This window comes from Nocardia transvalensis (assembly GCF_015477765.1).
Taxonomy (GTDB): domain Bacteria; phylum Actinomycetota; class Actinomycetes; order Mycobacteriales; family Mycobacteriaceae; genus Nocardia; species Nocardia transvalensis_A.
In genome coordinates this window covers 394489-420296 of sequence record NZ_JADLQQ010000008.1, presented here as the reverse complement: position 1 = coordinate 420296, position 25808 = coordinate 394489, and the positions used below count along the sequence as shown (strand labels likewise).

The window sequence follows — 25808 nt, the reverse complement described above, 5'->3', positions numbered from 1 at the left end:
CGCACGTGGGGGTGCGTCGACTGCGGGCCTGGCAATTGGCTCCGTGATCGAGTCCTCCCCACGCACGTGGGGGTGCGCCGCCGTATACGGCGAACTACCTGCGCGGAATTCTGTCCTCCCCACGCACGTGGGGGTGCGCCGATCAGTGGCGGGACTGCGGCATCTGCGACAAGGTCCTCCCCACGCACGTGGGGGTGCGCCGCATGAGCGGGTGGCGTCGCTGCAGGATCGTCGTCCTCCTCACGCATGTGGGGGTGCGCCGAATGTGCGCGTGAGCATTCGAACCGCTTCGTCGTCCTCCCCACGCAAGTGGGGGTGCGCCGCGCGCCCGGGCATGGTGGGCGGCCGTGCGACAGTCCTCCCCATGCACGTGGGGGTGCGCCACAACGGTCGACGACATCCGTACCTCGCTCAATGTCCTCCCCACCACGTGGGGTGCGCCAATGCCCGCGCCTGACGGTCGGGGGCGGTCGCGTCGTCGTGGGGCTTACCGCGCGGCCAACGGCGGCCATTCGGGTCGCTGTGTTCGGCCGCGCGGACGCGGTCGATCAATTCAGTGGGGCCAACGGTTGCCAGAATGCGCAGGACCTCGTCCCATGTCGCGAGCTGGAATCGGTCCACCAGGCGCGCGGCGCCGTCGCTGAGCGCGGCGAATGCAGCAAGCTCTGCGACCGGTAGCCTTCCGGTGATCGCCTCGTCGGCGGCGGCCGGGTCGGCACTGGCAACCCAGAATCCGTTGTCGCCCGGCTGATTGCGGTGCGCCCGCATCGACTCGACGTAGGCAGTCAATGCGTTGGCGTGTTCGGCGGTGCCGCACGGCAGTTGGTCGAGCCGGCTCCGGTACGGTGCGCCGACCAGCGCCTCCCGGTTGTCGGTGATGGTGAACGCGCCACCGGTTGTGGTGCCCAGCAGCAGGGTTGAATCGGCGAGCACGAGGTAGTCCAGATACCCGTCGTCGAGGCGGGTGACGATGACCGTCGCTGACGGGCTGCCGGGATGTCGAAGATCACAGGTGGCGCTGTGCGACGCTGCGACCTGTTCTATCGCTGCTGCCAGTGCATGAGTGAGCCGTATGGGTGCCTGAGCGGTGCGGAGAAGGGTGGCACCGAGGTTGCGCGCGTACCAGGCGACTCCATGCAAGCAACCGGTCGCTGATCTGGGCGGGTTGCCTGCCCCATCGATGAGGACCAAAACCTGGCCGGTGCGGCCCACGAAGTCCTCGTTCTGGCGACCAGGCACCGCTGCGGTAGCGGTGGACACATACATGACTTGACGATGCGGTCGTATGCGGATCCGCGTTGCATCGTATGTTGCGCATGCGACTATTGCGCATGCGACTAAGGTACGGAATCAGCAAGGACAGACGGCTTTCCAACGACCGTTATCGCCGATGTCGCGGAACCGAGTGCTCGACCCAACTGGCTTGATCGTCTAGAAACGCATCATGATCTCGTCACCGATCGCTGCGACCGTGACCCCGTTTCGGCCCGACGGTGCCGTGGACCTCTCTGCGCTCGGTGACTACCTCGGTCTGCTGCACGACGCTGGCGTGACGAGTCTGTTGGTCAACGGTACGACCGGTGAGTTTGCCAGCCTGACCGTGCGCGAGCGCCGCCAGCTCGTGGAGTTCTGCCGTAGTCGCTGGCGTGGCACGCTGATCGCCCACGTCGGTGCCTGCGCCCTCGATGACGCCCTCGATCTCACCGAACACGCGAATGACCTGGCCGATTGTCTGGCGGCGATCGCGCCCTACTTCTTCGCCCACGCCCCCGAAGCAGGGCTCGAGAACTTCTTCGCCCAGGTCTTGGGCCGCGCGCAGAAACCGGTTCTGCTGTACAACTTTCCGCGGCACACCCAGGTCAATCTAAGCCCTGGCATGGTGGCGAGGCTCGCCGCGGATTTCCCCGCCCTGTTCGGGGTGAAGGACTCCGGCAAGGACCTCACCGCCAGCCGGGCATACAAGGCGGCGTCCGCACGGATACAGGTGTTCCTGGGTGACGATCGGGTCGGGCCAAGGGTGCGCGAGCTGGGTGTCGACGGCGTCGTCACCGGTGCCGGTGGCCCGGTGGCCGAGCTTCCGGTTCGCATCGCCGCCGCCGTGGCCGCCAGGGACATCGAGGCTGCGGCGCACCTGCAACGGGTATTCGACCGCTACACCGAGGCCCGGAAAACCCTCCCCCTGAGCGACATCGCCTTCGCCAAGGCCGCCCTCCAGACCCGTCTGCCCGGGTTTCCCGCCCGTGTGCGTCCGCCCCTGACCGCGGCCGAACCCGCTCAGTGGCGCCTCATCATGACCGCAATGCACAACACCCTGACCGAAATGCGGCCACTCGGATAACACCACGGCACCGCCCCGTCACCTGCCTCACCACCCGCTCGCTACAGACGAGACAGCGCGCGGTGCCGCAGTCAGTTGCGGATGACCGAGTCCACCAAGGCGTGAGCAGTTTCCCGCAGACCGCCGGTCAGGACCGCGGACTCGTATGCGGGCCAGTCGGCCAGCTTCGAGACGTCACGATCGGCGCCGCGGATGGTCATGCGGGCGCGGATCTGCTCGGCCGCACTGTCCACCCAGACCGTGATCACCGGCAGCGACTGCGGTGCCCCGACCCGACTCTTCAGGTGATCGGTGAATCGCTCCCCCGCATCACCGGCGGCTTGGATGAGACTCAGGAACGGCGCGTCCACGATCACCGGGATGCGGGCAGCTACAGTCGTTGCCATGCGGATCAGGCCGTCGTAGACGTGTGGGGCGACAACCGACTTGTAGGCGTCGCTGTCGCGATCATCGGGGTTGCCGGTCAGCCGTGTCATCACCGCCGACTCCAGCCCCGGTGCGAAGGCGTCCTTGTCCAGCACCATCGCGCCGGTGACAGCAGCCAGATACCGTGCGGCAGTGGACTTTCCCGATCCGGGAAACCCACACAACACGATCAATCCGCGCCCGTCCAGGCGCCGGGCGCAATCGGCCAACGCCTCCATCACCGATGCCGACAGCACAGTCCTCACCGCGTCGCCATCGTCATTCCATGTAGCATGCACCGGCGTCGAGTCGTCGGTTTCGAACACCCGCATCGTGTCGGTGACTTGCGGCAGGTTCCGCATGACGGCGGCTGTGCCGTCCGATGCTGGGCACGATGACAACTGTGACTGGGATAGTTCGCCGGTTGTGATGCGCCGCAGCCATTTGCGATCAAGCGCGGTCTGCAGGTCGGTGCCTCGATGATGGGCTAGCAGGATCGTGTGGCCCAGCAGGTCGGCGATCTCGTTGTCGACCGAATCATTCAGCTCTGCAGGCGATTTGCCACGAGAGCGCCCCTGCCCCGTGGCGGCGAGGAACTGCTGCACCAGTTCGCCAGCTTCCTCGGCGATCTTCAGCACCAGCCACTCTGGTGTCCGCTGAAATCCGTGCCGCTGCGCGTACTGCCGAGAGACCGCGTCCAGCTGTGCACCCAGCCCATCCCAATCCATGCGCTCACCCTCTCAACTCCGTCCTACAACTAGTCCATCGCAGCTACGTCCGCCGCAAGAACCCACGGTCTCGGCAGCCACCGCTACCCGCAGTAGCCAGCTAGCCACGACTTCTCAGCAGGACTGATCAGCACACGATCAGCATCCGCCGCGCAGCGCTGCTTCAACTTGCACTTCGCCGATCGGCGCTTCCAATCCCCACACAGATGCGGCGGCCTGCAGCTTCTGTGCCAGTTTCCGCACCAAGAACTGCTGGTTGTCCGGGGTGAGACCGCCTTCGGCGATGAGTTTGGCGTAGCGGACAGCGTCGAGGACTGCGGATTTGATTTGCTCGTGGACGAGGTAGATCTGTAGATCGTGCTCCCACTCGCTGTGCGCGGCTTCGGGTTCGGCCGCCGCCCAGGCCGATACAAACCGTTCCTGCTCGTCAGGAAGGTACCTCATTTTGTGCAGGTGGATCGCGACGTCGTAGAGCGGATCGCCGTACAGGGCCAACTCCCAGTCCAAGAACACGGTTTCACCGTTGCGGACGATCATGTTCTTACGGTGCAGATCGGCGTGGATGAGCCGAAACGGTCTGGGTCGCAGGGCGTTCCATGTCCCCACCAACGGTTCGAACGGGTCAGCCGGGATCCGCAGCCGCCGAAACAGACGGGAGTGGCCCCAGCGACGGTCCAGATACGCCTGCCGGGTGACACCCCACAGACGGCGGGCGAACCGCTGCGGGTCGTCATCGAGCCCGCCCGGGGTCGGCGGCAGGGCACTACGCGGGATGGCTCGCAGCTGAGCGAACAGTTGCGCGACATCGGAGGGAACATGCGCCGGTACCGGGTGTCCGCGCGGGGCGAGCTGGTCCAGTACGTCACCGTCGATGTACTCGTGAATTTGATACGCCGGACGCGCGGACTCCCAGGACAGGACAGGAACCGCCGCAATGTGGGGCGCGATCGCGGCCAAGACCTGTGGCTCGGGCCATTGGCGATAGTCCATCAAGTCCGCACCCTCGACAGGGATCCGCACATTGACCGCACGCGTACCGGCCGCCACACGAATGTTGCGGTTGTAGAAGCCCGCAGCGCCCTCCGGATGCGTGCAGGCTTGCCGATAGAGGGAATGCGGGTCGACCGATGCGAACCCTGCGGAATCCGCTGGAGTCGACCGAAACGCCTGGTGTCCTGTGACCATCGGACTCGCCTCCCGTGTCATCGCCCCAGGATGCCATCGACCACCGACAGCTGGGCACGCCCGAGAACACCCATTGGGTTCAGTCTCGGGACGGGATAGGTGCCAGCCAGGCACCGCGTTGTCACGGAAGCTTTGCCTCTCTTGCACGAGTTCGTGGTGGTCGTCGAGGCTGGTGATCTTTTGCCGTCCCTCTGGGGAGGCGTTGACGACGGCCGCCGGTGCCAGGCTGAGAGAGCGCCACGCAATGAATCAACTTTCGGCAACTGGTCCCGAAAGTGGCTGGGCGAAGCCAGAATCGAATGTGTGACTGACCTGGTGTTGACTGCGGAGCGTCGTGACGAACTGGCCGCGTTACTCGGTGACGAGCAGCGTCTGCGAGCCGAGTATCCGAAGGTGGCGGACTACCTGGACGCCGCGCCGATGCTCGCGGGCACGGGTGATGACCAGGCCGATGCCGCATTCGATCTACGGTTCGTACACTACATGGCGAGGGATAAGCCCACTACCGGAAACCCGTATTGGGACATCGTTTCGCCATCGGTGTTCGACCGCAACGGTCGCCGCGTGGTGAACGGCGGTCGGTCGACCGGCAGCGCACGCCTCGGGTATGCCGCCTGATTCGACCAGTTTCGACAGCTGGTCGACCTGCCGGACGAGGCGATGTCGGTGGATCCATCATTGCCCGTCCGGCGGCAGATCAACCGGCATGGGCGGAACCGGCTGGCGTTCGGACACGTCCATCCATTAACGGTGAATATTCCGACACGCCGTCAGCGGGCAACTCACCGACACCTAGTGCCGTGAACCGCCCACCATGGGGTGGGGCGGTGGGAAGATCGGCCCCATGAGCGACGAACCCGAACCTGATCCTCAACCCACGCAGTTGAAGTCGAACCGGACAACCTTCTACTGCCACTGCGGCGGCGTGGCGCAATCGAACAGTCCCACTCCCACCGTTCTGAAATGCCCCAGGTGCGGCGCGAAGTGGATCCCCAGAGCGCTTGCTGGATGGCGGGTCTTCTAAGCCGAGAGGAAGGGCAGTTGTCCGCCTATGACGGCCAGACCATGCCGGCAGCCCACCGGTCTGCTGCGCGCGAAGAAATCTCGTGATCGACGCTGCCGATGCGACAAATCGTTCGCCTGCTAATTGATTCGTGTGCATCAAAAGCAAGGCGAGCCAGATAACGAGGCCGAGCACGAGGCAGATCAGCAGCAGGACAACGACCACCACGAGGACCGCGAGGAGGAGGGCGGGACTGCTGAAGCGCTCCGCGGCTTGGGCTTTGAATCTCGTCCGCTTCCTCCAGATCAAATCCCGTTCTCAACCCATGGCAGCGAGCCGATCCGGCTCCCCGTCCTCGAGCTGACAACGATCATTGGAGTTGGAACTCGCATCAGGGGTGGACGGAGAACATGGTGAGCGACCTCGCAGTACTGATGATCGACATGCAAAACGGCTACATCGCCGACGATGGCCTTCGAGACGCGTTGGGTTGGCCACCGATCTGGCGGCTCCCCGAAGTCGTCGACGAGTGCCGGCAGTTGCTCGACGCGGCCCGGGCTCGTGGCGTCCCGGTGATCTACTCACGGCAGGTGACCAGCCCTGCTGGGACATTAGCGGCAAACCCCCGCGCCGCGCGGCATCTACGCACGCGGCGGTCCCGGCTGCCGAACCTGTCCGCTGAGCAGGTGCAGTGGCGTAGCGAGATCATGGAATCGGTCGCGCCGCGACCTGGCGACATCGTCATGGAGAAAACCCGGCACAGCTTCTTCACCTACACCGAACTCGACCCGGTCCTGAGAAGCCTTGGAGCACAACGCCTTATCGTCGCTGGGCTGCAGACGAACGTTTGTGTGGAGGCCACGGTGCGGGCCGGACTGGAACGCAATTACGAAGTCGCCGTCGCCGAGGATGCCGTCTCCACTGACGGACCCAACCTGCACCAGGCAGGGTTGAACTCTATGCGAGTGCTCTACGTCGAAGTCGCGCCGTGGCGAGCACTGATCGCCGACGGCGCGACCTGGGACCGCGCCTTCACGACACCGAACTACGGCCGCGACCCGCGGTACTGGAGCGAGCCCGTCCCTGCTACCGACTAGTAGCACCCTGACCAGGTCCTGCGTTCATCTGCCGCTATATGTTCAGCTGGATGGGGAGTCGAACGCAGGCCCAGCCGGATCACCGCCTGCTACGGCTTGTGGGCCAGGATGATGCTGTTCGTCGTCACCGATTCGCAGGGGATGCGTTTCACGTCGGTGAAGCCCGCGTCGGTCAGCCAGCGGGTGTACTCCCCGCCCGAGTAGTTCTTGCCGCCTTCGGTTTCGACCAGCATGTTCACCCCGACCAGCGCGGCCCGCGACGGTCCGGTCCGGTCGTCGTCGAGCAGGTCCTCCAGCACAATGATCATCCCGCCGGATGCAAGTGCGCGGAAACACTTTCCGAGCAGCGCACGGCCGGTTTCCTCGTCCCAATCGTGCAGGACCGCGGACAGACCGATGGTGTCGTATCCCGTGGGCAGTGCGTTGTCGGCGAGGAAATCTCCCGGCACGGTAGCGATGCGGGCCTCGAGTCCCGCCGCAGCGATCTTCTGTGCCGCGATCTCGCAGACGTGCGGAAGCTCGAACACGGCCGCGCGGAGCGTCGGCACTGCCTTACATGCCTCGATGACCAAAGCGCCTGATCCACCGCCGACATCCAGAAGCGCATGACGTTCGGCCAGCACCGGCAGCGCCCGCGCCATCACACGCCCGGTGAACGAACTCATCGAATGCATGGCTTCCCAGAACATCGACAGGACGAGTTGGTCGCCCTGGTCGAACACGCTCGACTGTTTGTCCGGATCCCAGGTGGTCGGCCGGTTCGTCCTGACAGCGGTCGCAAGCTCCTGCCAACCGGGGTACCTGCGCCGATCGGCGTACCGGACGAAACCGCCGAAATAGTAAGGACGCCCTTCGACGAGAAACTCATCCGACAACGGCGAATTGCGGTATCGCTCGCCGTCTTTGATCAGAAGCCCCAGGGACGCGCAGGCCGCCAGCAAGATATCGGCAGGACGATCCTGAATTCCCAACTCCCGTGCGACGTCCTCGCGACCGAGCCCGCCCGGTCGAGCAGTCACTTCGAACAAGCCGACCTCGAGTGCCGCGGCCAACGTCGACGCCGCCCAACCACCCTGCACGATCTCGAATAACGGAATCGGGGTCAAACCTTCAGGTGTTTCCCGGTCCGCTGCCGAAGGTTTGGTGTCGATGTCGCTCACTCCTCGCCTCCTCGACCAACTGGCCACGCGCACTTCCCATCACGAAACGCCGACCTCAAGTTGCCCCCTCGCAACAGCCTGACCGTGAGCGATATCTCTACGTCGGCCCAGTACCCGAATACACGCCGACGCTAACAGATAACGCACTGCGCCACACAGCCTTTCGACATAGTTGAAGGGCAAGTGAGCCAATACCTCAGGGACACAGGGCCTCCCACCCTAAGTCGTGCGACTACAGGTGCCTTGGTTTCCTTCGTCATGGACGGTGGTCGCTGTCACGATGGCGAGCTGTACAAGATGTCGATCAGGTTGTCGGCGAACTGCAGCCACTGGGCGTCGCCGAGAACCTCCGCCGTGGTTGAGATGGACCGTGGCGCTGCGGCCATCGCTAGTGAGGTGCGATGCCGACCAGCAGACCGCGGCACTCCGGCCAGTGCCCGTCGCCCATTCCGCGGCTTTCTTGTCGATGACATCGGCATGTTTGGTCAGCGCGTTCCGAGGTCGCGCAGGGCGATGACGCGTGCAGGACATTGCCGAACGCAACACACTGGTCACGGGCGGCGATGGCGAAACGAACCGAGCACCGCCCGGGGTGGGTACCGAAGTATGTCGGTCGAAGGGTTGCTTCGCGTGGGTCGCGGTCGTTTGCTGAAGCAAACTGTTGAGACGGCTCAGTTCGCGCCATTCGGCTATCGGCGCGATGGCTGGTTGGGCAGTGAGAACCTGCAGGCAGACGTGATCGACGCCAGGCGGCGAAGTGGGCCTGTACGCGCTCGGCGATGGCGGCGAGTGCGCCGGGCCCGCCCCGGCCACCAGTGCGCCGACGACCCGGTCGGGCGGGGTGCCGGACAGCTCGTCGAGTCGGCGACGGTAATGCCCAGGGTCGTCTTCGTGTTGGTTCGAAGCGTTACCGTTGGCGTCATGCGTTTCGGCCGATTCCAATCGGGTGATCAGGCCATGTGGGGCTGCGTGCACGACGAGGTGATCCTGCGGCTCTCCCATGCGCCATGGGACAGCCGCAGCATTCGGACTGGTGAAGAGATCGATCCGGCCGCAGTTCGGCTCTTGGCGCCCGCGGAACCGAGCAAGATCGTGGCGGTCGGCCGCAACTACGCCGACCATGCTGCGGAGCTGGGACTAGCCACGGCCGAACGACCCCGGATCTTCTTCAAGCCACCGTCCGCCGTGATCGGACAGGGCGAGACGATCGTCCTGCCGCCCCAGTCGGCCGAGGTGCACCATGAGGCCGAACTCGCGGTGGTGATAGGTCGCCGCTGTCGAAATGTGCCATCCGACAGGGTTTCTGGCGTGATTGCCGGTTACACCTGCGCCAACGACGTGACTGCGCGGGACCTCCAACGCCGTGACGGACAACCAAGTTACGCGAAGGCGTTCGACACCTTCTGTCCGCTGGGGCCATGGCTGGTGACAGATCTCCCGGCGGGATGTCGGGTGCGGTGTCGGGTCAACGATGTGCTGCGCCAGGACGGTGAGGTTGCAGACATGCTGACTTCGGTGACTGAGCTGGTCGCGTATATCTCCGAGGCAATGACCCTGCTGCCCGGCGATGTTGTGCTGACCGGGACCCCAGCCGGCGTCGGCGTGCTCGTCGCCGGTGACACCGTGACTGTCGATATCCCGGGTGTCGGGGAGCTCACGAATCCCGTCGATGCGGCGCGCTGAACATCAGGTCACGCAGGTCCTGCGCCTCCGGCAGAAAACGGACGGGCCTCGGAAGCTGACTGTAGAACTCGCGGCCGTAGCGGATCACCAGGCCCTGATGCTCGGGCGGCACTGCTGCGATGGCGTCGGCGGCGTGGGCACATGCGCTGCGCGGACTATGGGTGACCAGCATGCAGCGTGCGCGGTCGAGTTCGATGAGCGCCGGGTCAAGATGCTCGGCAGGACGATACAGCGCCAATGCTTCGCGGTGCATCTGCTCGGCTTCGGCGGTCATACCCAAATAGGTGTAGGCGCTGCCGGTGGTGAAGTAGAACTGCCGCTCGGTGAATCCGAGCGCGGGATCGCGCAGCGCTGATGATGGCATCGCGTTGAAAACATCTTCGGATGCGGCGAGCCGTGATCGCGCCTCATCGGTTTTGCCGACCTTGGCCAGACTTCGCGCCTGTACTACCAGCGCACGGGCCCGTGCCGGTGTCGGTGCGTCGCCGAGCAATGGTTGCGCCTCAGCGAGGCTACAAAGCGCCTGAGTGGGCGCGCCGTGGTAGAGGCTTACGATTGCGGACCGCACCAGAGCGGTGCCTGCCAGTCGCCGGTCGCCCGATTCCTTCGCTGCGAGCCCGGCAGTGCGAAACCAGTTCTGAGCGCTTCGGCGATCGCCCTGGGCGGCGAGGAAGATGCCCGCGAGTACCGCCAGCTGTCCGCTGACTTGGCACAGTGTCATCCGATTCCGGGTCGACTGCCGCATCGCCAGATGTCGCCGCAGCGCTGCAAAATCGGCGGCCACGTTGGTGAGCAGTTCGGCCGGGGCCACGGATTGATACTGCTGCCCATACGTGCTCGGCAATCCCTCCCACCGGTCGAGAGTCGCCTTGGTGACGCAGTCGGGCGCGAGCACGCGTTCGACACTCCGGCGTAGGTTCTCGAGCTGGTCGAGGACCGAACTTGACACGGCTGCCGATGAAGTAGCTGCGATGCCGCGCAGCAACTGTCGACGGTGCACGTCGTCCTCCTCATCCCCAAGGTGGTCGTCGCCCTGCGGCATCTGGAACCACAGTAGGTCGGGTGGGATGCGCAGGGCATGCGCCCAACGCATGAGCTTTGCCAGATCGGTAACCGGGGGCCCGTGGACGATGCGAGATAGCTGCGGCTGAGATAAGGCGCACCAGTTGGCGACCGTTGCCTGCGAGATCGGTTTCGGGTGCCAACTGTGCTGCCGATACGCCTCCAGGACACGACCGATGTGGTGAGCGTCGAGCGCTGCGGCGATGTCTGGATCACCCCAGAAGGATCGGGGTACTCGAGGTGCCCCGACTTGGGAAGACGCCAACCGGCGATGGCATGCACCGCAAAGCCCGGTGCAGTTGTCTTGCGCCAGGCGCGTACCGCAAGAACAGAAGCGCAAGGGCATGGAGGCTTCCTGATCCGGATTCGCCGCGTGTCTGCGGATAATAGCGTCCACCTCTGACTCGCGCAGCGAAAAAGGCCGTTCGGGCCAATTCATGCGTCGCGCGCATATCGAGCATACGTGAGACATACCACACTCAGGGAGCCATTGCGTTCCAGACGCCCGTCCTTCGCTCCGGCTTTCCGCCGGAATCGAGGCATCGCCAGTTAGCGGGGCACCCGAGTTTCGCTGGGAGGTATCACCGTGGTCCGCCGATCAGCCACACGCCCCATCGACCGCACGACGTGCCCATTCCGGTGGGCCCGCGACCGCCGTCCCCACCGCAGCGCCCTACTCCCCTACCTGTCCGACCTGCTTGCCGTCCTGCAGATCGCTGGCATCGTGCCGAGGTCGTGTCATGTCTGAGCCGCTGCCGAATATGAGCCGTCTGGTCGCGGTGTGGGACGGGGAGGAGAAATCGGCAACATCGCTGGAACACGCCACACAAGTCATGCTCACGATGTGGATGACCTCTCTCGCCGACCTCGATATTCTGCGCCCCGGCGCTTGGTCGGAGCCGAGTCGAATGAACGAAGCGAAGGACCTGGCCCGGACCATCGCGCGCGTCATTGACGACGAAGTGACCTGGCACCTGGGCAATCGAAACGACACCGTGGTCCTGGTCGATGACGACTTGCCCGAGATCGTCACCGTCGGTGAAATGGTCGGCCACCTCGCCATGCTGGCCGTGTTGGTCCACAAATGGCCGCACGACCGCGACGACTGCCCGCTCGCCCCCGCATTCCGCCAGACCGGACACCGCTACAACCGGCTCACAGCAGCCCTAGTGGCAGGTACGCGCCGTCAGCCTCGCCGCCGATCCCATGGCGCGGCTCCTGTCCCCCGGCCACGACGGATCGACCTGGGGGTCCTGCCTCGGCACACCGACGGCTCGGTGCCCTGGAGGCTGTCATGACCGGCCACGCCGACCGCGACCCCACTCGAAGCGTGCCCGATGCGATGGCCGAAGCCGCCGCGTACAGCCAGTGCCAGCTGTATCGGGAGGTTTACCGGATCCCGGCCGAGGTCGTGCCGGACGCTGACGGTATCGCGTGGGTGCAGATGCCAGTCTGCGCCAGCTACAGCGCGGTGTCGGTGCCGACAGGCCTTGCCCGGCACGCGTTGGGGCACCTGCACGTAGCCGCGATCGAGGACCGGCTGGCGCAGCAGACCACGATCCTGGTCTTCCCCGACACCCTCACCCCGCGCCAGCGCGGGGCACTGGACCGGTTGGGGATCACCGTCGCCGCCTACGGCAGCCGCATCCGACTGCCTATCGGCGGCAACGATTACCCGTTGTGGTGGGCCCGAACACCCACTGCGCCCGCCTACTTCGTACGCCTGTCCGAAATCGCCGCGACCGCAGCATCATTCGAGAATGGGCCGCGGCCATGACAGCAGCGATCACAACACCGGAAACCAACGTCCTTCATCACCGCACGACACGCTGTACGGTGCACCGGTACAAGCAGGGCCGGGTTCTCGACATCCTGAAAATCATCCCGCCTCTCGGAACGGTCATTGTCCCCTCCGCCCCGCTGACACTTAGCGAGACCCTCCACCGGATACCTCGCGAGATATGGGCCGCTCTGGTCAAGCACACGGGGGTTGGGTAATGCGGCACAACGACGACGGGATGTCAGCGGCCATCCGCGAACTTCGCACCCGCGCACTCATCGAGCCGTTCGGACCCATCCGGCCCGAGCACGCCACCAACGGGTGGGAACTGCACGGCGACGACAGTGAATGGCGGCTGATCAAACGCACCGAGGGCTTGGTCCTGCGCGTGAAGCCAACCACCCGCACCACGTGCGCGTGGACGGTCAAGGCCGAAGATGGCCGATTCCTGCGGGAAGCGTCCGCGCGAGATGTCGAGGCCGCGAAGGCCGACGCCGAGAACTGGGCCGCCACGAAAAGCGACGGCGCGAACTCTCCGACAGAAGCGGAACCTGCATGACGAGCCTGCCCACAGCCGAGCGACCGCTCGACGCAGTCGCAGGCAATTACAACCGTGCCGCGGCGCTGCACCCCGCGGGACAATCTGCTCCGCTGCCACGGGATGGCCTGACCGCGCAGTTGGCCTGCTACTGGCACCGCTCCGGATGCGGGGACGAGACGCCGCGAGATTCGTTCGGCAGCACACATTCTCGGCGGACCCGCCGACCTGGGGTGAGCTCACGCGTGTTCTTCGATACCAACCATCAGACCGAGGCCGGTGGCCTCCGGGCAACCTGGCGCCCGGACCACCAGCGGATCGTGATCGTGGGCGTAGACAACACAGCCGACGGTTCGGCAGTCATTTTGCTGTCGCCAGGCGACCGCCCCGACCTCGTACAGGCACGGGAACGGTGGCCGGACCTGACGCACCTGTGGGACGCCGTAAGCCGCGACTTCTGGTCCGTACTTAGGAGGCCGGGGTGAGCGTCGACCTCGAGGGCATGGCGCATGATCTCGGCTGCCTGGCCGACGAGATCACCGCTATCGCTGCCAATCTCGGCAGCCTGCGTACCGAAACCACGGCGCGACTTGACGCTATCACCGCACAGCTGGCCGTCATCGTGGCCTGGATCGAACACCAGCGAACCACCTAGTACTCGCTTCTCCTGATGTCTTTCAAATCTTAAGGAACACAATGGAACTGATCTACAGACTCGCCCAGGCGGTCTCTTGTGCGTGACGCCGATAATCGACAATCAGCCGCCGCAGCGCTGTGGGATCCGCGACAGCTCAGTCACGAGACCTGGCGACAGATCGGGATCGACCCGGCCACGCTCAGCTCCGACATCGGCGGGCTCGACCACGTCGACGGGTTCAAACGCTGCGGCGGCTATGACGGCGCCCGGACCTACCTGGTTGATGTATGGGCGCAGATCTATACCGTTACCGACTTCCAGCGGAAGAAGATCGGCGCCGACTTCGTCCCGGTCACCATCGACCACCGCAGCGGGCTAGGCTATCGTCCGGCGTTCCGACCCGCTGACCACTACAGCCTGGTTTTCCCATCGATCCACGGCTCCTACAGCGTCGAGGTACTGAGAGTCGATCCGCGAAGCCAGGTCGAACCCCGAGACCACGCAATCAAGGTCGCCAAAATCGTGGTCCCCCTGCTCCCAGAGTGAGATCGCGATCGGACTGAAAGCCGCCAAGGGGTGCGATTCGCAAGCAGCTCCAGACGGCGCATTGTCCCCAAACCTTCGGTTCGTACCCGCTGATAAGCTTCCTTCACCGAAGCTGGGCTGGCCCATGCCCGGCAGTCGAGACCGAGGGGGTGAGTGGCCGTGGCCTTACCGGACAAGGGGCAGAGGGCTGGGCAGGCGATGTACGAGGCCGCCAAAGCAGGGGAATTCCGGATGCCGGAGGAAGGCGCACTGCGTCTGGCCGCAGCCTGCGACAAGCTGGCGGATGGCCTGTACGACGAAATAGCGGCCTCATCGCGGCTGACTCGAGTCACAGGCTTCCCGGATCTGCCTTCCGGTCGAGCACTGACGCAGGGATTCAGCAACAAAGGGCAAGAGTATATGGATACGCTTGCCGCCTTCCGGGAAGCGGTCCTGCATTACAAGGCCGCCTATCTGGCTGCCGGAAAGAAGTTCAACGAGGCCGATGACGCAAATCGGGCCGCGATCAAGGCGACTGAGGTCTATCTTGAGGACAACACATGACAATCCACGCACCTAGCGACCGCGTCCCACAGCATCGTATTCGCTGGGGCGTGGCGGGTGTGGCGCTGGTTTTGCTGCTGGCCGGATGCGGATCATCGTCAAACGGCACCCCTCGGGCGCAATCGACCACTAGCACCAGTGATGCAACAACTTCGAGCGCGACCGGCCCCGGGATTCGGCCACCATTCCCAACGTTGACAGCACCAGATCTTCAGCCGCCGAAGCAGCAGAACGAGAACCGGCCAGACGTAGCTTTCGACCCCTGCACCTGGATCGATGACGAGACGATCAAGCGCATCGGTTATGACCCCGAATCCCGAAAGCGCGCGACTGACATCCACGCCGAGTACACATTTCTGGGCTGTGAATTCAAGACCCCGAACAAGGCATACGTGCTGAGCATTCTGTCAGGGAATCGCACGATGGACGAAGGCCGGGCCAAGGCGGGCTTGGACGGCGACCAAGTCGAAGACGTCACGATCGACGGCCACGCTGCGATGATTGTCCGCCAGAAGCGGCGAGCATTCTGCAACGTGCTGCTGCAGACAAAGGTCGGCTATGTCGACTTCGGTCGGATCATGTTCGGAGACAAGATCGAAGGCCCGATTCCGGAGCAGTGTGCGGGCATGGTGGATTTGGTGCGGGCTGTCATTCCGCGGATCGGGGACAACTAGATAGAGGGGGCGGGAGGAATGGCCGATGACAAGGCGAAGGATGTCGCTTTCGATATCCAGGTGAAGGTGTCCTCGCTGGGGCATGTGACTGGTTTCGGTCCGGCTGGCAGCGATCCGGCGTATGTGCCGGATCGTGAGGTGTTCGACGCCTATACCCATCAGCAGATCTGGGATCAGGTGCGACAGAAGCTGGATCCGGGCGCGCTGGGGCAGATCGCGGCCGAGTGGAAAAACCGGGCCGACAAGCTGAACGAACTGTTCACCGCGTTCTCCCAAGAGGTGAAGCGCGAATTCACCAGCTGGTCGGGAACATTCGCCGGCGCGGCACAGAAGTCGACGGATGAGTTCGTGTCAGGCGGCAATGAGGCGCATACGACAGCGACTGCGGTGCAGCAGCTGATGAGCCTGAATTCCGAGAGCGCGCAGACGGTCAAGGCGTCGATCCCGCCGCCGCCACCGCCGTATGTGCCCGATCCGGATCCAGTGGCGGAGGCCGCCGACGGTGGTGCTCGGTTGCGGACCTATCAGAATGCGGCGGCGGCTGCGCAAGCGGATGCGCAGGACACTATGAACTTCGTGTACAACCCTACTCAGCCGGCCTCGGGAGACAGCGTGCCTCGGTTCATGCCTCCTCCACCGCCGCCTGGTGATCAACCAGGACCTGGCGGCGACCAGCGTGGATCGGGTGGTACGGGATCGGTTGGCAGCATCGGCAATTCGTCGGGCACAAGCGGAACCGACTCCAGCAGAACCGAAAGCAGTGGCGATTCCGGTGAAGAGAAGCCCGGTGATCAGCCGGCGAGCGACAGTCAGCAACCCGGCAACACCTCGGCCAAGACACAACCATCCTCGACTGGCAGCCCAGCCGCGACCACGACACCGTCCTCACTTACCGGTGGACCGGCTGGCCTGCCCGGCGACGGCTCCCCGGTCCTGACCACGCCGTCGAGCACGACGTCGGCAGGAGCTGGCGGTGGCCACGTCGGTAGCTCGGGACCGGGAGGAATCGGCGTCGGTGGCCCGAGTCTGCCCGGCCGAGGCGGCGGTGCAGTCTCCGGAAGAGCGCCGGGGAGATCGGTTCCGGGTCAGCCGGTGCCGACGACCGCACCGGTCGGGGCGCCGAGTGCTCGGCTTGGCCAGATGCCTGCGGGAGCGCCTGGGATGCCGATGGGCAGTGTGCCACAGGCTGGTCGCGGCAAGGACTCCGATGAGGAGCGCACGAAGTCCAGCCCCGAGTATCTGCGGCGACGGTATGAGGAATTGTCGTCGCTGGATCCATCGGTGCCCCCGGTGTTGGGCGGCGACGCTTTCGATGAGCCACCGCTCTCGCACCGAGGTACAGGCAGCGGGCAGCGGAGGGGCGAATAGTGCGGTGGGTGTTCACGCCCGATGAGTTCACGCACGTGTGGGCTACCGAGACCGGACAAGATCGTCGCCCCTACCCCATCAACCTCGCTCCGCGCGGCACGGTCGGCACCGAAAACGCCAAGGCCGCCCTACGGCTCACCGAGCGGTTTCCGTTCAACGGTGACCCGGACCTGACCGGCACACTGACGTTCCTTGCCCGCAGCGACGTCACCACCATCACCGCGTTCGGTGACCGATACGAGAACGGGACGCGGCTACCGGACCCTGTGCTGGCGCTCGGTGTCGTCTTCTCCGACTGGGGGGCAGCGATTCTCGCCACCACAGACACGGTGACGGTCGTGTCCTGCCATGCCCGCAATGTCGCCAAGCATCTGGTGCGGGCGATCGGTTCGGCGCCAGCAGGATCGTTGCCGACGATGCGGGAGCCACGCCACGCGGTGCTCAGCCCCGACCCAGGGCAGTGGCAGGAGACCGACGCCAGTCGCCGCGCGAAACAGTTCCGGCAGGTGCTGCGCCGGCCGATCGATGCTCGCGGCTACCTCACGGTGACGGTCCTGCCGGAAGATCCGATGTCACCGGCACCGCGGCATCGGACCTGGTTGGACTTCACCGGCGACGGGCGCTACCTCTTGGCAGTCGGCGACCAGATGCTGTTGGCACCTGCTGGTGACGACGGCTTTGCCTCGTACATCAGTCGACTGGCGGAGATCCGCTGACGGGTCACGACGGATGGGAACCCGGTTCGTTACTGCCTGTCGTTGCCGAAGGCGGGCGGGTGCCATCTCTGTGATGACTTCTCGGCTTCATATGGCCTGGCCTCGTCGTGTACTAGCCAGCTCGTGCGCTGGTAGTACGGATCGATGTCATCGTCATAATCGGTCGGCCCGACGAGAGGCGGAGGTGCCGCCCGTCGAAAACTCTCCGGCTGTGGCGCTGCCCCGGATACAGGAGGTAGCTCGGAGGTTGGAACCGGCTGCGGGTCTGCTGGGGGTGTGGGCGTTATGTCCTGGGTCTTGTTCTCTTCCTCTGCGGCCTGTGCCCACATCGCCGCGTATTCGGGCGGCAGGTCGTGATAGCTGCCGGTGTTCACGGTTGGCTCCCTTCACGGTTCACCGTCGGAATTAAGACCACGGTATCGCGCGCTACTGGGGGCTCGGCCCGATCCACTCCGGATACTGCACCGCCACTGGCATCATCGGTGGCTGCCACCCTGGAGGCGCGTCGAGCGTCCCGTCTGGTTGGACCGCGAAGTCTGGGAAACGTTCGTGCCACCAGGGGGTGCAGCCCGGCGCCGGGATCTCATTCGGCCAGACCCCGTTGAGCTCGGTGACATTCCAGGTCCCGAAAACGTCCCAGGTCGGCGGCATGTGTGCGCGAGGGTCGGCATGATCCGGATCGGTGTCAGGGATACCCGGATTTCCAGGTGTGGCGGTCGAATTGTGTAGACCGATCTTCACGGCACGAGTGAGCCATTTTTCTTGTTGCGGAGCATCGCGATCTGCGGCCACGAAATACCAGCATGTAACCGCTGTCACGTCGGTGCTGGTAGCGGAGAGGTCGGCGATATGGGCGAAGATGGTGCGTGGGGCAGGTTTTCGGGCTGGATCTTGCGACGCGAGCCCGCGGAGGAAACCGACCTTGGGATCGTTGGCTTGGACGGCTTTCGATATTGCCCGATCGAAACCGGGATAGGATTGATCGGGACCGACGAAGTAAGCATAAGTCCACGCTTCAAAGCTGGCGCGCACGAGTTCTTCAGATCGATCCGTCAGATTGGCACTGGGTCCCGTCGACCAAACGTATGAGTAGTTGATTTCCGGATAACGCACGGTCCTTGTCGGTCGGGGATCATCCGGCTCACGCGATTCGGGCGCGTGTGAGCAACCTGTTAGAACCGAGGCAAGCAGCATCACGCCGAGGAGCGCACCCCTGCTACCCATCTTTGCGAACGACCGCAGTGTAGCTGTTTTGCATCATGTTGGAATCTCCACCGATCTGGGACACCATCTGTTGAAAGGCTTTCAACTTTTGCTCGTCATTGGCCATCTTCGGCCAGACCGTATCGTAGTCCAGCAACTTTCCCTCAGGACTGAATGCCCATGGGTAATCCTGCTGAAAATCAGGCGGCAGGCCATGGAACTGCTGCCGGAAAGTCAGGATCGCGTTGTAGTCACGGTCGAAGTTGACACCATGCAGCGTCGGAGGAGCATGCGGCTGAGGCGGGGGCCCGATCAGTGCTTGTTTCATCGGATCACCTCCCGAACCCATTGCCCAGCTTCCGAATTTGCCAATGTCGTCCCCGAATCCATAGCCGGTTCCGGTCGACGTCTTCAACAGCTCGTACGCCCAGGACTTCCGCATGTAGGCGGCTTTCGCCGCATCGTCTTGGTCCTTGTATTCATCGGCCGTTTCGAGCAGCATCCCCTTGTCCACGAGCCCGTGCAAGGTACCCGCGGTCGACAGCCAACTGCTGGAGTTCGGTCCAGTTGGATCGACGGCATAGTCGCTTTCCGCAGCCAGGATTTGGTTCATGGCTGCGGCGTTGAAGAACTTGCCAGACTCGGTATCAGTGTTCATCAACGCAAAGATATTGGCGGCGCCGCTGTAGTTGATGACCTCTGGTGCCTTCGGGTTGATCCAGCTCTTTCCATCGTGGGCTACATCGAAGCCCGGCTTGTTGGGCTGGTCGACACCTGCGAGGTCCCCTACGTAGGGAGCCATGCTGTGCGAGACGGTCCGCAACAAGTCGGGGTTGAGCTGACCGACCGACTTCCCATCGGCCCCAGGGATGTTCGACAGTTTCTTCCACGCGTCGTCACTGCTGGCCGCCTCACCGACTGCGGCCATGATGCGTCCGGTCCGTTCCGCGGTGACTACGTCGTTCCGGTCAGCCGGATCCTTGACCGAAGCATCCTGATCACCGAATTGGAACAGTGTCGACGCGGCCTTCCCATCATCGGTCCAATCGTGTTGCAACACATCGGTGATGAACCGCTGGCCGTGGGCCTTATCCGTGGCCACGGCCTCGACTGCTACCTTGTCGCTACCCACGGCACTAAAGATTCCCTCAGTGAGCGCCCGGTCACTGGTGCCCTTGCCGTCGACATTGAACGACATCAGGTCCTTGTCCCGTTGCTGCTCGTATGAGGTCTGGGCTCCCAGGTATTGGCGGCCCACGTCGAGCAGCTGTCGATCGAGTGCACTGCCGGCCTTATACTGGGGGTCGCCCGCAGCAACGATCTTCGCGATCGCCTGATTGTCGGCAACTCCGTTGAGGTAGTACTTGGCTGGAGCGCCGACACCGCTCAGGTTGGGCTCGATCACCGCCAGATCCTTGCGGGTCAGTGACTCCTGTATCTGTTTCGGAAGCAGGTTCGCGTCACCGTGCGCCGGAATCGCTGGGTCACCGGTGATGCCCGCGGTGACGGTGCTGGTGGAGATGAACTGCAGAGAGTTGGCCAACCCTTTCTGGGCATCCGGCGGCAGCTTGCTCATGATCTGCTGGATCTCCTGAGGGCTCTTACCGTCCAGGGATCGGCTGATCTGGTTCAGGTACTCCATGTGCGACGCAGGGATCGTCACCGTATCCCCTCGTTGCAGCGCGGCGGTCTGCTCGGGTGTCAGCTTGCCGGCGTCGATGAGTCGCTGGATCTCGGCGTCGGTCATATGCTCGGGATCGGTGACCAAGTGCTTACCGTCCGCCTTGCCCTGGTCGGCGCCAAGAGCGGCAGCGGAGGCAAAAGCGAGCGCCAGATCGCTGCGGGCACGGTTCAATCCGTCTCGAACGGCGCCGTCAGCGGCCATGGCAGCCCGGGCGGCGTCGCCGAGGTCCCGGTTCATGTCGGCCAGCTTCTGGGCCTCCCCGGACCCGATGACCGACAGGAGCGGCGTGACCGACCAGCCGTTCTGCGCGCACTCGGCCAGCAGGCCGCGAGCCCTTCGCAGCGGCTCGTTGATCGCGTCATGCCCTTGCCGGGCTTGCGTTGCGAGGGCCGTCAGTTTGTCGGCCAGGGTCTGAATGGTTCGCAGGTCCCCGGTTGCACGGTCGTGCGCGGCAACGGCGGCCTTGCCCTCCCAGTAGTTTCCGTCGACCTTGGTGACGGCATCGACGTACTTCTGGAAGATCTCTTCCAGACCGGCGCCGATCTCCTCCCAGGAGTCGGCATACCGGTTCAGGATTCGCGGATTGCAGGTCCGCAGCCACTCCAGCGGCGTCCTCGCGGTCACTTCGGCTGCTCCACAGTCCAGTTGCCGGTCGCGGAGCTGTATACCTGCACCAAGGCGTCGGCCGCACTGTCGTCCTTGTCCTTGAACTGCTTGGCGACGTTCGTCATGACATCACCAGTTTCGCTCAACCGTTCCTTCGCAGTTGGAATCAACGCCCCCTGGATCAGGTCGCGCGTGATCTGCGCGGCTGCAGTACCGGCCAGCAACGGTTCCTCGGCTTTCGTGTCGGGGGCGTTCTTCGCCTTGACCTCGCTAGCCTTCTGCGCGAGATCATGCAGCGTCGCGCTGAGTTTGCCTAGGATTTCGAGGTCAACTTTCAGACTCATACGCCCCCAAATGCGGAGAATCAAACGGAACCCTGCCGAACCGGACGCTATCGCACCGGTCGAACAAGGGTCAAACGCCGCCAGCCGAGTCGTAGCCGTTCGAAGGAAGCATAATCTTCTGGCGCCTGTCAGGCAGTTGCGTGTCGTGGGTCCCCAGGCAGCGGCCTGGCGGCATCGTCGAGCGGCGCCGACGCGGTCCCACATGGCAGGTACCGACTAGGACGAGTGACTGTCATTGTGCCGCCGTAGATTCCCGCCGTGCGGCTCACACGTACAGGATCACGTGAGCCAACACGTTTCAGGCCCTTGACGATGAGCACGAGCATAGTATCACCTCCTCCCCGCTAACGGTCGTTTCTGCAGCGGCCAGTCAGTGGGTTTCCGTGCCGAGTTCGATGGTCGCCCGCGTGTGCCCGTTCTAAGAGAGGTGGATGAGGCAATTACATTGCTGCCTTTAAACAAAGACAGCAAGACAGTATCAGCGGCCGTATGTCAGTACGTCGTTCCGGCCCCATCGGAGTCCAACGTCGCCGGGGATCGAATCGAACGGGTACTCGGCAGAGGCCGGATGGCACGGTGTATCTCGCGCAGCATCCCCGCTTGCCCCGACACGTTGCTATCAAGCTGCTCGACCCGGAACTCGTCGGTGACACCGAGATTCAGGCACGGTTCGAACGCGAGGCCAATCTCGCCGCTCGTTTGGAGCATCCGAACATCGTCGCGGTACAAGACCACGGTGCGGAGGGGCAGGTCCTCTGGATCGCAATGCAATACGTTCCTGGCGCCGAGACCGCCTCGCTCGGCGTTATCGACCCCAAGCGTGCACTCCGAATCATCACTGACACCGCCGAGGCCCACCACAACAGCGTTCTCCATCGTGACGCCATACCCGCAAACATCCTGCTGGCTCATGGCCAACCCGGCCAACCAGACCAAGTACTGCTGGAAGACTTTCGCATCGCACGGCTCCACGACGATGCACAGCAGCTAGTGCGGAACGGATCGTTCACCGCCACTTTGGCCTTCATCCGCCACCGAACAGCTGCCCGGCTTTGCGGTCGGCCCGTTGCTCGCGCAGACGCCACTGCGCTGCCGATCCGCGATGCGAGCATCTGCACCCGTGCCTCTGTGGCGGTTTCGTCGACCGCGATCCTGACGCCGTGATCATCCGGCCCAGCTATGCCGACGACCACTGGACCACGCCATCGCGGACGAATAAAGGACACCGCGAAAAGGTCGGTGCCTCCACCTGCCGCTACCGCAGCTGCTCGGCATATTCACCTAGAACGGCCTCGTTCTCGACGATTTCATCGAAGGCGGCTCCCCAACCCCGACGGTACTGGCGGTGAAGGCACGCACGGCACTTTGATTCGTAAAGGAACACACGCCATTCGGCTAGAAGCGTGCACTCACGAGATCAACTGCCTACCAACAGCTCTACTCACCCGAACGCTCACGCAGCGACGCGGGGCTGGACCGTGACCCGTGTGCCGGATGGGCAGGCAAGTCCACGCCTCGACGGCTGGCCCTATTGGGTTTGGGCAGAGTCAGTTCACAGCGGCGGAAAGCCGGTTGCCCAAGGCAGCTATCGCATCCATGTCACCTCGGATCCCCGGTTGCCAGGGCAGCACCAGTCGGTCCTTGGTTTTGTCGACATACCGCGGGATCACGTGCAGGTGGAAGTGAAACACCGTTTGCCATGCGTCGGCACCACAGCAATTGAGCAAGTTCACCCCATCGGCACCGAGCTCCTTAACTGCCGCCTTGGCAACCCGCTGTGCGGTCAGGGTTACCGCTGCCAGGTCGTCGGCCTGGATATCGAGCAGGTCTCTGCTATGCCGCTTGGGGACAACCAGCAGGTGGCCGTCTGAGCCGGGGTTGATGTCCATAAACGCGTACGTCGTGTCGTCTTCAGCGACTTTCACGCTGGGGACGTTGCCGGCCACGATGCCACAGAACACGCACTGATCGCTCATGACCGCCAGGCTAACGCACGCCGCGGGCGACACCATAGATACTTGGTGACGAGCTGGGCATAGGATTGCGCAAGCGCCATTGAGACGTAGGTGCGCTAGCGGCGCAGCGATGACAACCCGGCACAGCGCCTGCGCTCGTTCATGTGCTACCTAGGTGTCAACGGTGCTCCGCTGGCTAAGTACACCTGCTTAAGACTGAACTGTCGGAAGGTCTCATCAGAGTATGCGCTTTGGGTTTGCTCGTGGTTCGAGTCCACTTGCTCGGTTGGACGTCTGAACTCGATTGAGGGAAGCGGTAAAGCTTTGTCCGAGACCGGCGCCGTACGGGTGTGCTGGGACCGCGAACGGCTAATCTGAGACCAGCCCGTGAGGCTCGTGAGCAGTGCGCTGCGGGTTTTCGGCTAGGTCTTGGACCAGCGCAAACCTGACTGATGGAGGTACTCGGAGCGAACGTGTTCTGCGGAATCGACTGAGCTGAAGGCCACCACGACGTCAGGTTTATTGACAGGGCTGGGAAAATGTTGGCCAAGAAGCGGATTGGCAATGATCTCGCCAGATTCACCGTGCTGCGTGAGCTGCTCGCCGAGGCATGCCTCACCGTCGAGGATCCGTTCCCAGTCTCGATCGAGACACCCGCGTGGGCTGATGGTGACCGCGCTGGTAGCGCTGGGCGGCCGGTGTACGCGATCAATCCGATGGCCGTGCACCGCCACCGGGAATGCCACTCGGTCGCGCGTGCCGAATCCGATCACGCCGACGCGATGACCTCGGAGAACTTCTGCGTGTCAACACTCATCTGCACCGCAAGCTTCCCACCGATAGCGAACTGGCTCACGCGATTCGGTACCCGACTGCGGCAGGTGATCGCTAAGCGCGATTTCACCCTAGCTGACCTCTGAACGGGACCGGACCGGCCAGCGCGGCCCGGCCGCCGCCTGATATAGGCGACATCTACCGATCCTGGAGATCAGGCCGACTTCGGATCTAGCAGATTCACCGTCACTGTGCGTTCGACTACCTCGAATGGTAGATAGCCCCGCCACCTTCGTCCTGCACACGATCGCCATGTTTCAGCTGCACCAGTCGAGTGGGACCCAGGTCTAAAGCGCCTTGGGCAGCTGAGTGTCGGCACCGTTTGCGTAGATATCGCGGTAAAGACGCAGGGCGCTGGCACTGAGCTCGTCCAGGCATCGACCGCGGAAGCGAGCTGGATCGAGTTCGATCGGCAGAGGAATGTCATCGCGAATCGCTGCAGTGAGGGCTGCCGCGACGCCGCCAGCATGGGCGACCCACACGGCCTGCGCGCCCCACAACCCGGGTACGTCGGAGTATGCACCAACGAGTGGCAGGTTGTCCGGTGTCATCGCGAAGACGCCATTGACCCGCACTGTCGGAGTGAATCGGCTTTCAGCGGGGAGCAACCGCATCGCGGACCTAATCGGCGGTGAGAAGATCTCATCGGTCCACGCCAGACCTGCGTCGCCTGTGGCGAGTTCGGTTTGCGTGACCGGTACGGGAGCGTGGTCATAGCTGCCGATGCCGATACGGTCGGTGTGCACCCGCGCGTAGACGTGGTGCTCCGGCCACCGCACGAACGGCCCGGGGCTCAAACTAGCGTCCGGAGCGGAGTACACATAGGGGTGAGCGACCGGGAACAGGGGCAGGTCGATGCCGAGCAAGCTCATCAGGGTTGGGCCCCAGATACCGCCGGCAAGGACGACGTCGTCCGCTCTATATGCGCCGCTGTCGGTGGTCACAGTGAGTTTGCCGCTCTTACGGCAGATACCCGTTACGTTCTCGCCGTTGAGGATTCGCGCCCCCCGTGCGTGCGCCTCGGCGCGAATGGCCGCTGCCAGGACCAGTGGTTCCGCTGCTCCGTCGAGCGGATAGCCCCACGCCGCGCACACCGATTGAGAATCGACCACTGCGGGCACCCGCTGCCGTAAATCGGCAGGAGAAAGCTCCTCTACAGGCAGTCCTACCGCACGGGCACCGGACGCACGTCTCGCGAGCTTAGTAGCGCCTTCGGCACTAGTGGCAATCTCGATTCCGCCGGTTCGACCGAACCCCACACCGACGATGTCGTAGACGGCGGCACTCGCCACAGCCAGATCCGTGAGCACAGGCGCGTTGTTGTAGAGGCCCACGAATCCGGGCGCGTAGCCGGTCGAGCCTCGCAGTGCGTCGCGATGACCGCGCTCAAGCACTACGACCTCAATCTTATTATGCATCGCCAATTCTCGTGCCAATGAGCAACCGACAACGCCGGCACCGACTATGAGTACTGTCCGCGGCATGATTGACCCTCCCTCTCCCTGCTGATGACACCGACTACCGATCGTACTGAGAGCCACGGCCGGAAGTACACTGAGATTGAGACCTCAGTAAGGAAGAAGATTGTGCGGCGAAACTCGCTGCCAGCGTTCTCATGTCGGTGACCCGCAGAGAATTCGAGATATGGAGACATCGCATTACCCTTTGCGTTCCGGTAACCGCGACTCTCCTTTTCCTCCGAATGCATTCCATAGGAGT

Annotated in this window: 25 protein-coding genes and 1 CRISPR repeat array (1 of these 26 running past the window's edge); of the genes, 15 read left to right on the top strand and 10 right to left on the bottom strand. The window is 63.8% G+C overall.

All coding sequences use genetic code 11. The features are described 5' to 3' along the window. Positions 1-384: direct repeats of the CRISPR family, unit length 29 nt; unit sequence GTCCTCCCCACGCACGTGGGGGTGCGCCG (it extends 437 nt beyond the left edge of the window). A gap of 27 nt (positions 385-411) precedes the next feature. Next, positions 412-1266, bottom strand: a complete 855-nt coding sequence (locus tag IU452_RS39625) for a protein phosphatase 2C domain-containing protein (protein ID WP_416382365.1) — start codon at positions 1264-1266, stop codon at positions 412-414. Positions 1267-1444: 178 nt separating this feature from the next. Between IU452_RS39625 and IU452_RS25505 the strand changes: the two genes are divergently transcribed. Further along, complete coding sequence (locus IU452_RS25505; RefSeq protein ID WP_195111665.1) at positions 1445-2338, top strand: dihydrodipicolinate synthase family protein; 894 nt, start codon at positions 1445-1447, stop codon at positions 2336-2338. A 71-nt stretch (positions 2339-2409) separates the two neighbouring features. Here the strand turns inward: IU452_RS25505 and IU452_RS25500 are convergent, their stop codons facing one another. Continuing rightward, positions 2410-3471 (bottom strand): AAA family ATPase, encoded by a 1062-nt coding sequence (locus IU452_RS25500; RefSeq protein ID WP_195111664.1) that lies wholly within the window; start codon positions 3469-3471, stop codon positions 2410-2412. Between the two features lie 138 nt (positions 3472-3609). Next, positions 3610-4656 (bottom strand): phosphotransferase family protein, encoded by a 1047-nt coding sequence (locus tag IU452_RS25495; protein WP_195111663.1) that lies wholly within the window; start codon positions 4654-4656, stop codon positions 3610-3612. Positions 4657-4797: 141 nt separating this feature from the next. Here IU452_RS25495 and IU452_RS25490 point away from each other — a divergent pair, with 141 nt between their 5' ends. After that, positions 4798-5274: a hypothetical protein gene (locus IU452_RS25490; protein ID WP_195111662.1), complete on the top strand. Its 477-nt coding sequence runs from the start codon at positions 4798-4800 to the stop codon at positions 5272-5274. Positions 5275-6072: 798 nt separating this feature from the next. Further along, positions 6073-6756, top strand: coding sequence for a cysteine hydrolase family protein (locus tag IU452_RS25485; RefSeq protein ID WP_416382364.1), 684 nt, complete (start codon positions 6073-6075; stop codon positions 6754-6756). An 89-nt stretch (positions 6757-6845) separates the two neighbouring features. Here the strand turns inward: IU452_RS25485 and IU452_RS25480 are convergent, their stop codons facing one another. Beyond that, on the bottom strand, positions 6846-7916 hold the full coding sequence (locus IU452_RS25480; protein ID WP_324192809.1) for a methyltransferase: 1071 nt from the start codon (positions 7914-7916) through the stop codon (positions 6846-6848). Between the two features lie 606 nt (positions 7917-8522). Here IU452_RS25480 and IU452_RS25475 point away from each other — a divergent pair. After that, entirely contained in the window at positions 8523-9599 is a 1077-nt protein-coding gene (locus tag IU452_RS25475; RefSeq protein WP_228818683.1) for a fumarylacetoacetate hydrolase family protein, read from the top strand. On the opposite strand, the gene IU452_RS25470 is transcribed toward IU452_RS25475, so the two are convergent. Next, complete coding sequence (locus tag IU452_RS25470) at positions 9571-10641, bottom strand: hypothetical protein (RefSeq protein WP_195111660.1); 1071 nt, start codon at positions 10639-10641, stop codon at positions 9571-9573. The genes IU452_RS25475 and IU452_RS25470 overlap by 29 nt on opposite strands. A gap of 760 nt (positions 10642-11401) precedes the next feature. Here IU452_RS25470 and IU452_RS25465 point away from each other — a divergent pair. From IU452_RS25465 to IU452_RS25425, 9 genes are all read left to right on the top strand, one after another. Next, a complete protein-coding gene (locus IU452_RS25465) occupies positions 11402-11959 on the top strand; it encodes a hypothetical protein (protein WP_195111659.1) in 558 nt (185 codons plus the stop codon). Next, entirely contained in the window at positions 11956-12438 is a 483-nt protein-coding gene (locus tag IU452_RS25460) for a hypothetical protein (RefSeq protein WP_195111658.1), read from the top strand. The genes IU452_RS25465 and IU452_RS25460 overlap by 4 nt, the downstream gene beginning before the upstream one ends. Before the next feature lie 220 nt (positions 12439-12658). Continuing rightward, positions 12659-13000 carry a hypothetical protein gene (locus tag IU452_RS25455; RefSeq protein WP_195111657.1) on the top strand — a complete coding sequence of 114 codons (342 nt, stop codon included), beginning with the start codon at positions 12659-12661 and terminating at the stop codon, positions 12998-13000. A gap of 460 nt (positions 13001-13460) precedes the next feature. Continuing rightward, positions 13461-13634, top strand: a complete 174-nt coding sequence (locus tag IU452_RS25450; RefSeq protein ID WP_195111656.1) for a hypothetical protein — start codon at positions 13461-13463, stop codon at positions 13632-13634. 78 nt (positions 13635-13712) lie between these two features. Then, on the top strand, positions 13713-14162 hold the full coding sequence (locus tag IU452_RS25445) for a hypothetical protein (protein ID WP_195111655.1): 450 nt from the start codon (positions 13713-13715) through the stop codon (positions 14160-14162). Positions 14163-14321: 159 nt separating this feature from the next. After that, a complete protein-coding gene (locus tag IU452_RS25440) occupies positions 14322-14705 on the top strand; it encodes a hypothetical protein (RefSeq protein ID WP_195111654.1) in 384 nt (127 codons plus the stop codon). Continuing rightward, positions 14702-15379, top strand: a complete 678-nt coding sequence (locus IU452_RS25435; RefSeq protein WP_195111653.1) for a DUF3558 domain-containing protein — start codon at positions 14702-14704, stop codon at positions 15377-15379. Before IU452_RS25440 ends, IU452_RS25435 begins: the two co-directional genes overlap by 4 nt. An 18-nt stretch (positions 15380-15397) precedes the next feature. Beyond that, positions 15398-16747, top strand: a complete 1350-nt coding sequence (locus IU452_RS25430; RefSeq protein WP_195111652.1) for a hypothetical protein — start codon at positions 15398-15400, stop codon at positions 16745-16747. An 8-nt stretch (positions 16748-16755) separates the two neighbouring features. Then, positions 16756-17463, top strand: a complete 708-nt coding sequence (locus IU452_RS25425) for an ESX secretion-associated protein EspG (protein WP_324192808.1) — start codon at positions 16756-16758, stop codon at positions 17461-17463. Between the two features lie 426 nt (positions 17464-17889). On the opposite strand, the gene IU452_RS25420 is transcribed toward IU452_RS25425, so the two are convergent. Genes IU452_RS25420 through IU452_RS25410 form a run of 3 tightly spaced genes read right to left on the bottom strand, consistent with a single transcriptional unit; the run spans position 17890 to position 21300 of the window. Further along, on the bottom strand, positions 17890-18660 hold the full coding sequence (locus IU452_RS25420) for a hypothetical protein (RefSeq protein ID WP_228818682.1): 771 nt from the start codon (positions 18658-18660) through the stop codon (positions 17890-17892). A gap of 19 nt (positions 18661-18679) precedes the next feature. After that, complete coding sequence (locus tag IU452_RS25415) at positions 18680-20974, bottom strand: hypothetical protein (RefSeq protein ID WP_195111649.1); 2295 nt, start codon at positions 20972-20974, stop codon at positions 18680-18682. After that, on the bottom strand, positions 20971-21300 hold the full coding sequence (locus IU452_RS25410; RefSeq protein ID WP_195111648.1) for a hypothetical protein: 330 nt from the start codon (positions 21298-21300) through the stop codon (positions 20971-20973). The genes IU452_RS25415 and IU452_RS25410 overlap by 4 nt, the downstream gene beginning before the upstream one ends. 576 nt (positions 21301-21876) lie before the next feature. On the opposite strand from IU452_RS25410, the gene IU452_RS25405 reads away from it, so the two are divergent. After that, on the top strand, positions 21877-22464 hold the full coding sequence (locus tag IU452_RS25405) for a protein kinase domain-containing protein (RefSeq protein ID WP_324192807.1): 588 nt from the start codon (positions 21877-21879) through the stop codon (positions 22462-22464). 383 nt (positions 22465-22847) lie between these two features. On the opposite strand, the gene IU452_RS25400 is transcribed toward IU452_RS25405, so the two are convergent. Then, positions 22848-23276 carry an HIT family protein gene (locus IU452_RS25400; protein WP_195111647.1) on the bottom strand — a complete coding sequence of 143 codons (429 nt, stop codon included), beginning with the start codon at positions 23274-23276 and terminating at the stop codon, positions 22848-22850. Between the two features lie 518 nt (positions 23277-23794). Here IU452_RS25400 and IU452_RS25395 point away from each other — a divergent pair. Then, positions 23795-24175 carry a hypothetical protein gene (locus IU452_RS25395; RefSeq protein WP_195111646.1) on the top strand — a complete coding sequence of 127 codons (381 nt, stop codon included), beginning with the start codon at positions 23795-23797 and terminating at the stop codon, positions 24173-24175. 201 nt (positions 24176-24376) lie between these two features. On the opposite strand, the gene IU452_RS25390 is transcribed toward IU452_RS25395, so the two are convergent. Further along, positions 24377-25573, bottom strand: coding sequence for an NAD(P)/FAD-dependent oxidoreductase (locus IU452_RS25390; protein WP_195111645.1), 1197 nt, complete (start codon positions 25571-25573; stop codon positions 24377-24379). Positions 25574-25808: the final 235 nt, after the last annotated feature.

Coding starts and splice junctions, on each gene's coding strand:
- IU452_RS25505 (WP_195111665.1), top strand. CDS start 1,445: ATGATCTCGTCACCGATCGCTGCGACCGTGACCCCGTTTCGGCCCGAC.
- IU452_RS39625 (WP_416382365.1), bottom strand. CDS start 1,266: ATGTATGTGTCCACCGCTACCGCAGCGGTGCCTGGTCGCCAGAACGAG.
- IU452_RS25470 (WP_195111660.1), bottom strand. CDS start 10,641: ATGCCGCAGGGCGACGACCACCTTGGGGATGAGGAGGACGACGTGCAC.
- IU452_RS25475 (WP_228818683.1), top strand. CDS start 8,523: ATGTCGGTCGAAGGGTTGCTTCGCGTGGGTCGCGGTCGTTTGCTGAAG.
- IU452_RS25410 (WP_195111648.1), bottom strand. CDS start 21,300: ATGAGTCTGAAAGTTGACCTCGAAATCCTAGGCAAACTCAGCGCGACG.
- IU452_RS25465 (WP_195111659.1), top strand. CDS start 11,402: ATGTCTGAGCCGCTGCCGAATATGAGCCGTCTGGTCGCGGTGTGGGAC.
- IU452_RS25460 (WP_195111658.1), top strand. CDS start 11,956: ATGACCGGCCACGCCGACCGCGACCCCACTCGAAGCGTGCCCGATGCG.
- IU452_RS25400 (WP_195111647.1), bottom strand. CDS start 23,276: ATGAGCGATCAGTGCGTGTTCTGTGGCATCGTGGCCGGCAACGTCCCC.
- IU452_RS25455 (WP_195111657.1), top strand. CDS start 12,659: ATGCGGCACAACGACGACGGGATGTCAGCGGCCATCCGCGAACTTCGC.
- IU452_RS25495 (WP_195111663.1), bottom strand. CDS start 4,656: ATGGTCACAGGACACCAGGCGTTTCGGTCGACTCCAGCGGATTCCGCA.
- IU452_RS25500 (WP_195111664.1), bottom strand. CDS start 3,471: ATGGATTGGGATGGGCTGGGTGCACAGCTGGACGCGGTCTCTCGGCAG.
- IU452_RS25390 (WP_195111645.1), bottom strand. CDS start 25,573: ATGCCGCGGACAGTACTCATAGTCGGTGCCGGCGTTGTCGGTTGCTCA.
- IU452_RS25430 (WP_195111652.1), top strand. CDS start 15,398: ATGGCCGATGACAAGGCGAAGGATGTCGCTTTCGATATCCAGGTGAAG.
- IU452_RS25395 (WP_195111646.1), top strand. CDS start 23,795: ATGTTGGCCAAGAAGCGGATTGGCAATGATCTCGCCAGATTCACCGTG.
- IU452_RS25435 (WP_195111653.1), top strand. CDS start 14,702: ATGACAATCCACGCACCTAGCGACCGCGTCCCACAGCATCGTATTCGC.